The 6,979-nt window shown below is 42.4% G+C and carries 4 protein-coding genes; all 4 read right to left on the reverse strand.

The window, feature by feature from the left end:
• Positions 1 to 380: 380 nt before the first annotated feature.
• Positions 381 to 917, reverse strand: coding sequence for a hypothetical protein (locus NTU69_05760; GenBank protein MCX5803026.1), 537 nt, complete (start codon positions 915 to 917; stop codon positions 381 to 383).
• Between the two features lie 136 nt (positions 918 to 1,053).
• Positions 1,054 to 3,126, reverse strand: coding sequence for an NAD-dependent DNA ligase LigA (gene ligA / locus NTU69_05765; GenBank protein ID MCX5803027.1), 2,073 nt, complete (start codon positions 3,124 to 3,126; stop codon positions 1,054 to 1,056).
• Between the two features lie 147 nt (positions 3,127 to 3,273).
• Positions 3,274 to 5,946, reverse strand: a complete 2,673-nt coding sequence (locus NTU69_05770; GenBank protein MCX5803028.1) for a bifunctional acetate--CoA ligase family protein/GNAT family N-acetyltransferase — start codon at positions 5,944 to 5,946, stop codon at positions 3,274 to 3,276.
• Between the two features lie 57 nt (positions 5,947 to 6,003).
• On the reverse strand, positions 6,004 to 6,979 hold a 976-nt coding region (gene rlmD / locus NTU69_05775), incomplete at its 5' end, for a 23S rRNA (uracil(1939)-C(5))-methyltransferase RlmD (protein MCX5803029.1).

The raw sequence follows: 6,979 nt of genomic DNA on the forward strand, positions 1-6,979 counted from the left end.
AGCCGGAGAGAATGCCTGTTATCTGCTCCTTGCATTTATCTCTCTGAAGATGGAGATGAGCTGGAGAACAACGAAAATAGGGAAGGTACGTCCTAATTTGCCCCTCTATAAAAAATTTACACAATTAAGTTGACAGTACCAACATCAGTGTCTTTAATCAGTTCTTTTATTTCTTTTACTTGATTCTCATTTCCACTCAAAATGTTCGAAGTATCTCCCATAATAATTGCTATACGGTGCTTGCAATGCAGACCATACTCTCCCGCTTGGCATGTGCATTTTGTTGTTAGTTGATCACCCTCTCTAGTAAACGTTACCTCATACTGTCCGGTGCTTCCTCTGACAAGAAACCTGTACTTATCCATCTTGTTTATGGTTGCCTACCCGTATTGCTTTTTGTTCGGCATCAGGTTTTTCAGTTTTCCTTCTGGTCCGATGATAAGGAATCTGACAAAATCATCTTGGGGCAGTGTATATTCTCCAGTTCTCTCCAGCCTTGTCCTGGTGTCATTTGGGACGAAGATTTCAACGACAACATTCGTAGACGATCCTGGTACATTTTTATCTGACTGCATTGCGTCTATAACTTCCTTAACCTGCACTGCCAGCCTCAGTTTTTGTAATGCTTGAGACCAAGGAAGAGAATAGGCTGACGGAGTGTCATACATAGTGTCACCAACCTTAAAGGAGAACGCAGTGCCTTGTGTCCACACCAATTTATCCTGCCCATGTTCTTTTCTGATCGTCTTTTTGATATCGAGAGTATCATTGAAACACCTTGGGATGCACATATACCAGTCTTGCGTATAATCCTCTTCTGGGGCTCTAAGAATATCTGTAAGCCGGTTTGCCTTTTTTGTCTTCAACCTTTTTCTATCAAGAAGAATCTCCAGAACACTCAGTGATTTCTCGCTCATGCAATCTCCTTCTCAGTTATGTTCAGGGAAAAAGACATTTTGGTATTTTTCCATCATGGTGCGTCAGCCCCAAGCGGAACTGTTAAGAAACCCCACTGGCCTATCATCGTTTTCTCTCTTTCTTTGTGTCTTTACCCTAAAGGTTTTCTATGAATGCAAGCCACTGTCCTTCCATGAGCACCGGAATCCCCAAATCGTGGGCCTTCTTAACATCAGACCCTGGATCAGCCCCAGCCACTACGTAATCTGTTTTCTTAGATACGGAACTAGTAACATTGACCCCGAGCGCCTCTGCTTTAACCTTCGCTTCACTGCGACTCATCGTATCTAACCTTCCTGTAAAAACGACGTTCTTACCGGAGAGGGGCGAAGAATCAATGTCTGGGCCAGAAAAGTCAGTTACTTCGATGAGAGAGCCTAACTTATCCAGGATGTGTACATTGCGCGGTTCTGAGAAGAACGCTACCATTGTATCTGCCATATTCTCACCGATACCGTTTATGTTTTTCAACTCCTCGTAGGCATTAGTGCTTTTATCCTTGGCCATCTCCATTGTTTGTCTCCAGTTCCTCAGTGAGCGAAAATTTTTTGCCAGCAGCTTAGCTGTTGCTTGCCCAACTTGATCAATACCGAGTGCATAGATGAATCGATCCAGTGAGATGACTTGGCGCCTTCGTATAGCTTCAAAAAGTTTACGAACTGACACGTCACCGAAGCCTTCACGACTCCTGAGAGGGTTTGGTTTATCCCTATCGCGCTCCTCCAACCTGAAGATGTCCGCTGGTGAGCCTATCAGACCACCTCTGTGAAAAGCCTCTATGTTCTTCTCACCAAGCCCTTCAATATCAAAAGCATCACGGGACACAAAGTGCTTTAACTTTTCCACCAATTGAGCCGGGCACACAAGGCCGCCCGTGCAGCGCCAAGCCGCCTCGTTAAACTTGCGTGACGCACGGCTTCCGCATACTGGGCAGCGATCAGGAAAGATGTACTTTGTGGTATCGCCGGGTCGGTTAGCAAAAACGACAGACACAGCTTGCGGTATCACGTCACCAGCCCGTTGGATGATGATCTGGTCTCCAACACGAAAATCTTTACGTTCTATTTCGTCTTGATTATGTAAAGTGCAGCGCGAAATCAGAACGCCCCCAAGACTAATTGGCTCCAATTCCGCCACCGGAGTAAGAGTACCAGTCCGTCCAACCTGAATATTGATGTTTTTAAGATGTGTTTTTCCTTGCTCGGACGGGAATTTGTAGGCAATGGCCCAGCGTGGAGCCCGTGCATCAGAGCCCCACCTCCTCTGCCAATCCAGTCTGTTGAGTTTGTAAACAATCCCGTCAATTGAAAAGGACAAGGTAGACCGTATGTTCTGGATTTCGTCGTAGTAATCAATCATCTCGTTTAGCCCTCTTACGAGACGTGACGGCTCGTTCAATTTGAAATGCCAGTTAGAGAGCATTTTTCTGGCTTCCCACTGCGTTTGAGCGATGGGTTCGGATATTTCCCCCCAAGCGTAGAAGAAAAAGTGGAGAGGCCGGGCTGCAGTAATTAAAGGATCGAGTTGGCGGAGGCTTCCGGCTGCTGCGTTACGTGGATTTGCAAATACTTTATCTCCGGACTGCTTTTGTTGTTCATTAAGCCTAAGAAAATCGCTGTTTTCCATGTATACTTCGCCGCGTGCCTCGAAAACCATTGGAGCGTTCTCGGGAAGCTCCTTTGGAACATCACGAATCGTCCTAACATTAGCCGTAACGTCTTCACCCTTCTCTCCGTCCCCGCGAGTGACCGCCTGGATGAGTCTGTGATTTTCATACCGAACAGAACATGACAGACCGTCGATTTTTGGTTCAGCCACTATTTCAATTGGCAATGAGGGGTCAGTACTAAGTTCGATGAAGAAGTTACGAACACTGTTAAGAAAATTTGCCACACCCTCGCGGGTGTTCGCAAGGTCTAAAGACAGCATCGACACCGAGTGATAAACCTCTTTGAAGGCTGCAACTGGCCGTGCCCCAACCCTTTTTGATGGGCTATCAGGTCTCACAAGATGCGGGAATCGTTTTTCAATCTTCTCGTTGATTCGTCGAAGAGCATCGTAATCAGCATCGCTGATTTCGGGAGCATCTTGGGCGTAATAGAGTTTATCATGATGCGTGATCTGATCTGCGAGTTCTGCCAACGTCTGACTCGCTTGTTCTTCGGTCATGTTCTCGACTTTGAGATCCAAGTAGAATCTGTGGTCTCGGCGCATTTAGTATTTCCTCCGCATGAATTGGTGAGTCTTAAATGCCATATGTTACCAAGCCGCTGTTCTAAATTCAATGTGATATGCTGCAGCGGTTTAAAAACGGATCTACTTCAATACCAGTTTTACCTCGGTTATTCCATCAGGCTGCATTTTTGTTGTAAATCCTAATTTTCTTGCAATCCTCAACATTTTTTCATTTTCTGTAAGTACCGTGCCATAAATCTCTTCCAGCCCTTTATCCTGAGCAATGCCTATTATTACGTCAACGAGTTTATAACCCAGACCTTTTCCGTGGTAATTATCATGCACGAGTACTGCATATTCACCACTTCTGAAGTAGGGTTCAATGATAAGCCTCCCGATACCTATTATCTTTCTTTTATCGCCCTCTCTCAATTCTGCGACAATAGCTATTTCCCTGTCATAATCTATATTGCAGAATCTGATAAGCATTTCATGGGTGATATCTTTTATTATAGAAAAGAATCTTGTTCTCAGTGTTTCTTGAGAAAGGGTAGAAAGCATTTCATGCTCTAGTGGTTCATCTTCTGGTTTTATCGGCCTAAGCGTCACTTCGGTGCCATCCATCAATTTCCATGTTGTTGTATATCTTGTTGGATAAGGTGTAATTACAAGGTGTGGGTACTGGACAGTATAATCAATATATTCTTTGTCTATGATGATTCTTGCATCAAGGGCATATGCTTTTCCGTTTGATATTGCAATTGGATTTATATCCATTTCGGCAATTTCTGGGAAATCAACAATCAGATTGGAGAAGCTTACCAATATGTGTTCAAGTTCTTTCATATCGGCAGGTTTTTTCCCTCTATACCCCTGGAGCATCTTATATACTTCTGTCTCCTCCATTAATCTCCGTGCAAGTGTCTGGTTTAACGGAGGAAGACCGATCGAAATATCTTTGAATACTTCTGTACCTATTCCTCCCATTCCAAAGAGGATGATTGAACCGAAATCTTTATCTTTTTTTGTCCCTAAAATAACTTCGTAGTCTATTTTATCAATCATCTTCTGGATAGTAATCCCCGATATTACTGCTTGCGGGACTTTTTCCTTGACCCCTCTCAGTAACTGTGAATATTCTTCCCTCAATTCTTCTTCAGACCTTATCCCGGCCTTGACACCACCGACATCACTTTTATGTGTAATGTCAGGGGATGCAATCTTCAAAACTACGGGGTATTTTACTCTATTTGCTATGCTTATCGCTCCATCAATGCTGTGAACCAGGTAGGGCACGGTGATCGGAATGCCGTAATCGCTTAAAAAGTCTTTTGATTCTTCTTCAGAAAGAATGGTTCTCCCCTCTTTAACAACCCTCCTTATAAAGGCCTTCAAATGATTTTTGGGCGGCGCCTCTTTTAATGAAAGTTCAGCGGGAGTTTCATAAAGCAATGCAAGGTTTCTGTAATATTTGTACATGTAAAGGTATGTTTTTACCGCATCTTCAGGGGTTTCATATGTGGGTATATTATTACTAAGCAGGATCTCTCTCCCTTTTTGAACATATTCTCCACCAACCATTGCTACTATTATTGGTTTCCATGCCTGCTTTGCAATTTCAATAACTGAGCTTGCTAACTTGTCAGGTTTGGAGATGGCTTGTGGTGCATAAATGACGAGGACACCATCCACGTCAGGATCGTCCAGACAGACCTTAATGGCCTTCACATACCGCTTGTTATCCGCATCTCCCAGCACATCAACCGGATTGGCTTTGCTCCAGAACGAAGGTAAGAATGAATTAAGCTCGCTTATACTTTTTTCTGAAAGCTTTGCGAGTTCTCCTTCTAAGTCAATTAATGCATCTGTTGCTATCACACCAAAACCACCTGCGTTTGTGACAATTGCAAGCCTGCGACCCTTTGGTAGGTACTTCGAGTCAAGAACCTCTGCTGTGTTAAATAAACCTGCAAACTCTTTTACCCTAATCACTCCTACTCTTTTAAATGCAGCATCATAAACCTGATCATCTCCCGCCATTGTACCTGTATGAGAGAGTGCGGCCCTCGCACTCTCCATAAATCTCCCTGGTTTTACAATGATTATGGGTTTGCTCCGTGCAAACCCTCTTGCTGCGCTCATAAATTTTTTTGCATTACCAACACCCTCCATATAAAGCATAATACTTCTTGTATGGTAATCGTCACCAAGAAAGTCAATCATATCGCCGAAATCTATATCGATCATTGAACCAAGGGATGCAAACATACTGAAACCAATGTGTGCATTAATTGCCCAGTCGAGTATGGCACCACCTAAAGCGCCGCTTTGCGAAATAAAAGCAATGTTGCCACGGGCAGGGTTTGCTTTTAAAAAGGATGTGTTTAAACCAATATTGGGTCTGATCACACCGATACAGTTTGGTCCTATAATTCTCATACCGTATTTTTTTCTAATTTCAATTATCTCACCCTCCAGCCTTTTTCCTTCCTCCCCGATCTCCTTAAATCCTGCAGAAATTATAGTAACCCCATCTACTTCAGCCATTCCACATTCTTCAACAATTTCAGGTACAGTTTTGGCTGGTGTTGCAATTACTGCAAGGTTAATATGTTCTGGAATGCTTGTGATATTTGGGTAGCATTTTAGCTCTAATATTTTTTCTTTATGAGGATTCACAGGAAATATCTTTCTATCCCCTGGTGAAAGAAGGTTTTCAAGGATTGCTGTTCCAACAGCGCCTGGTTCATCGCTTGCCCCGATAAGGGCAATGGTCTTAGGGTCAAACATTGCATTAATGCTACCCATTTTCATTTTAACCCCCCAGCTCTTTAATAGCAGTTTCTTATAATTTCAATTTTATCAGAACTATTAAAAAAGTAAATCAGTTTTTTCAAATATAACAAGTACTTCTAAATGGGCTGTATGAGGGAAAAAGTCAAAGGACGCAATCTTCCTAACAGTATAATTGTGTTCCTGCAAATATTTCATGTCCCTTGCCAGTGTTGATGGGTTACAGGAAACGTATGCAATTTTTTTGGGATAGAGGTCCAAAATTAGTTTTAGTCCCTGATTGCTCATACCTCTCCTGGGAGGGTCTATTACAAGAAGATCAGGTTTATCAATGGGTATATCTTTCGGTACTTTTTCCACTTTCCCTTTGTAGAAAGAACAGTTTTTTATACCATTGAGTTGACAATTTTCGATGGCATTCATGATATTCGTAGAATTTGAATCAATGCCTGTTACCTTTTCTGCAGTACGAGAAAGAAACATTTCTATTGGACCTGTTCCGCAGTAGAGGCCTAATATTTTCTCATTACCTTTGAGCTGTGACAGTTGAACTATTTTGTTATAAAGCACTTTAGCTCCCTTGCTATTAGGTTGAAAGAAGGATTGTGGATAAATTCTAAATGTAAAACCACTTATTAACTCTTCTATGTATGGTTCCCCAAAAAGGTGATACTGTTTTTCATAGTTTTCAATGTCTGTGTGTCTATTATTTATTACCCTGTAAAGGCTTTTAACTTCTGGAATCTGTTCAACTAACTTCTGCCAAAGGCCTTCTGTGTCAGGTAGCTCACCGTTTGTTGTTTCAAGAAGTGCCATTACCTTACCCGTAGTTTTTGACTCTCTTAAAATAAGGTGTCTCAGAAACCCTTTCCTCGTTAATGGGTTGTAAGGGGTGAGATTATGTTTCGTTGAAATGTCTGAAAATAGTGGAATTATTTTTTCTACAACAGGACTGAAAATCAGGCATTTTTCTAAAGGCACTACCTGACCCGTAAACTTTTTGAATGGGGAGACCCTTTCTCTTAAGCCGATGATTGTATGTCCATCCTTTCTC

This window comes from Pseudomonadota bacterium (assembly GCA_026388215.1).
GTDB lineage: Bacteria > Desulfobacterota > Syntrophorhabdia > Syntrophorhabdales > Syntrophorhabdaceae > JAPLKF01.

What these genes read in the sequence shown, in the direction of transcription:
- NTU69_05760 (MCX5803026.1), bottom strand. Translation starts at nt 917, where the DNA reads ATGAGCGAGAAATCACTGAGTGTTCTGGAGATTCTTCTTGATAGAAAA.
- ligA (MCX5803027.1), bottom strand. Translation starts at nt 3,126, where the DNA reads ATGACCGAAGAACAAGCGAGTCAGACGTTGGCAGAACTCGCAGATCAG.
- NTU69_05770 (MCX5803028.1), bottom strand. Translation starts at nt 5,946, where the DNA reads ATGAAAATGGGTAGCATTAATGCAATGTTTGACCCTAAGACCATTGCC.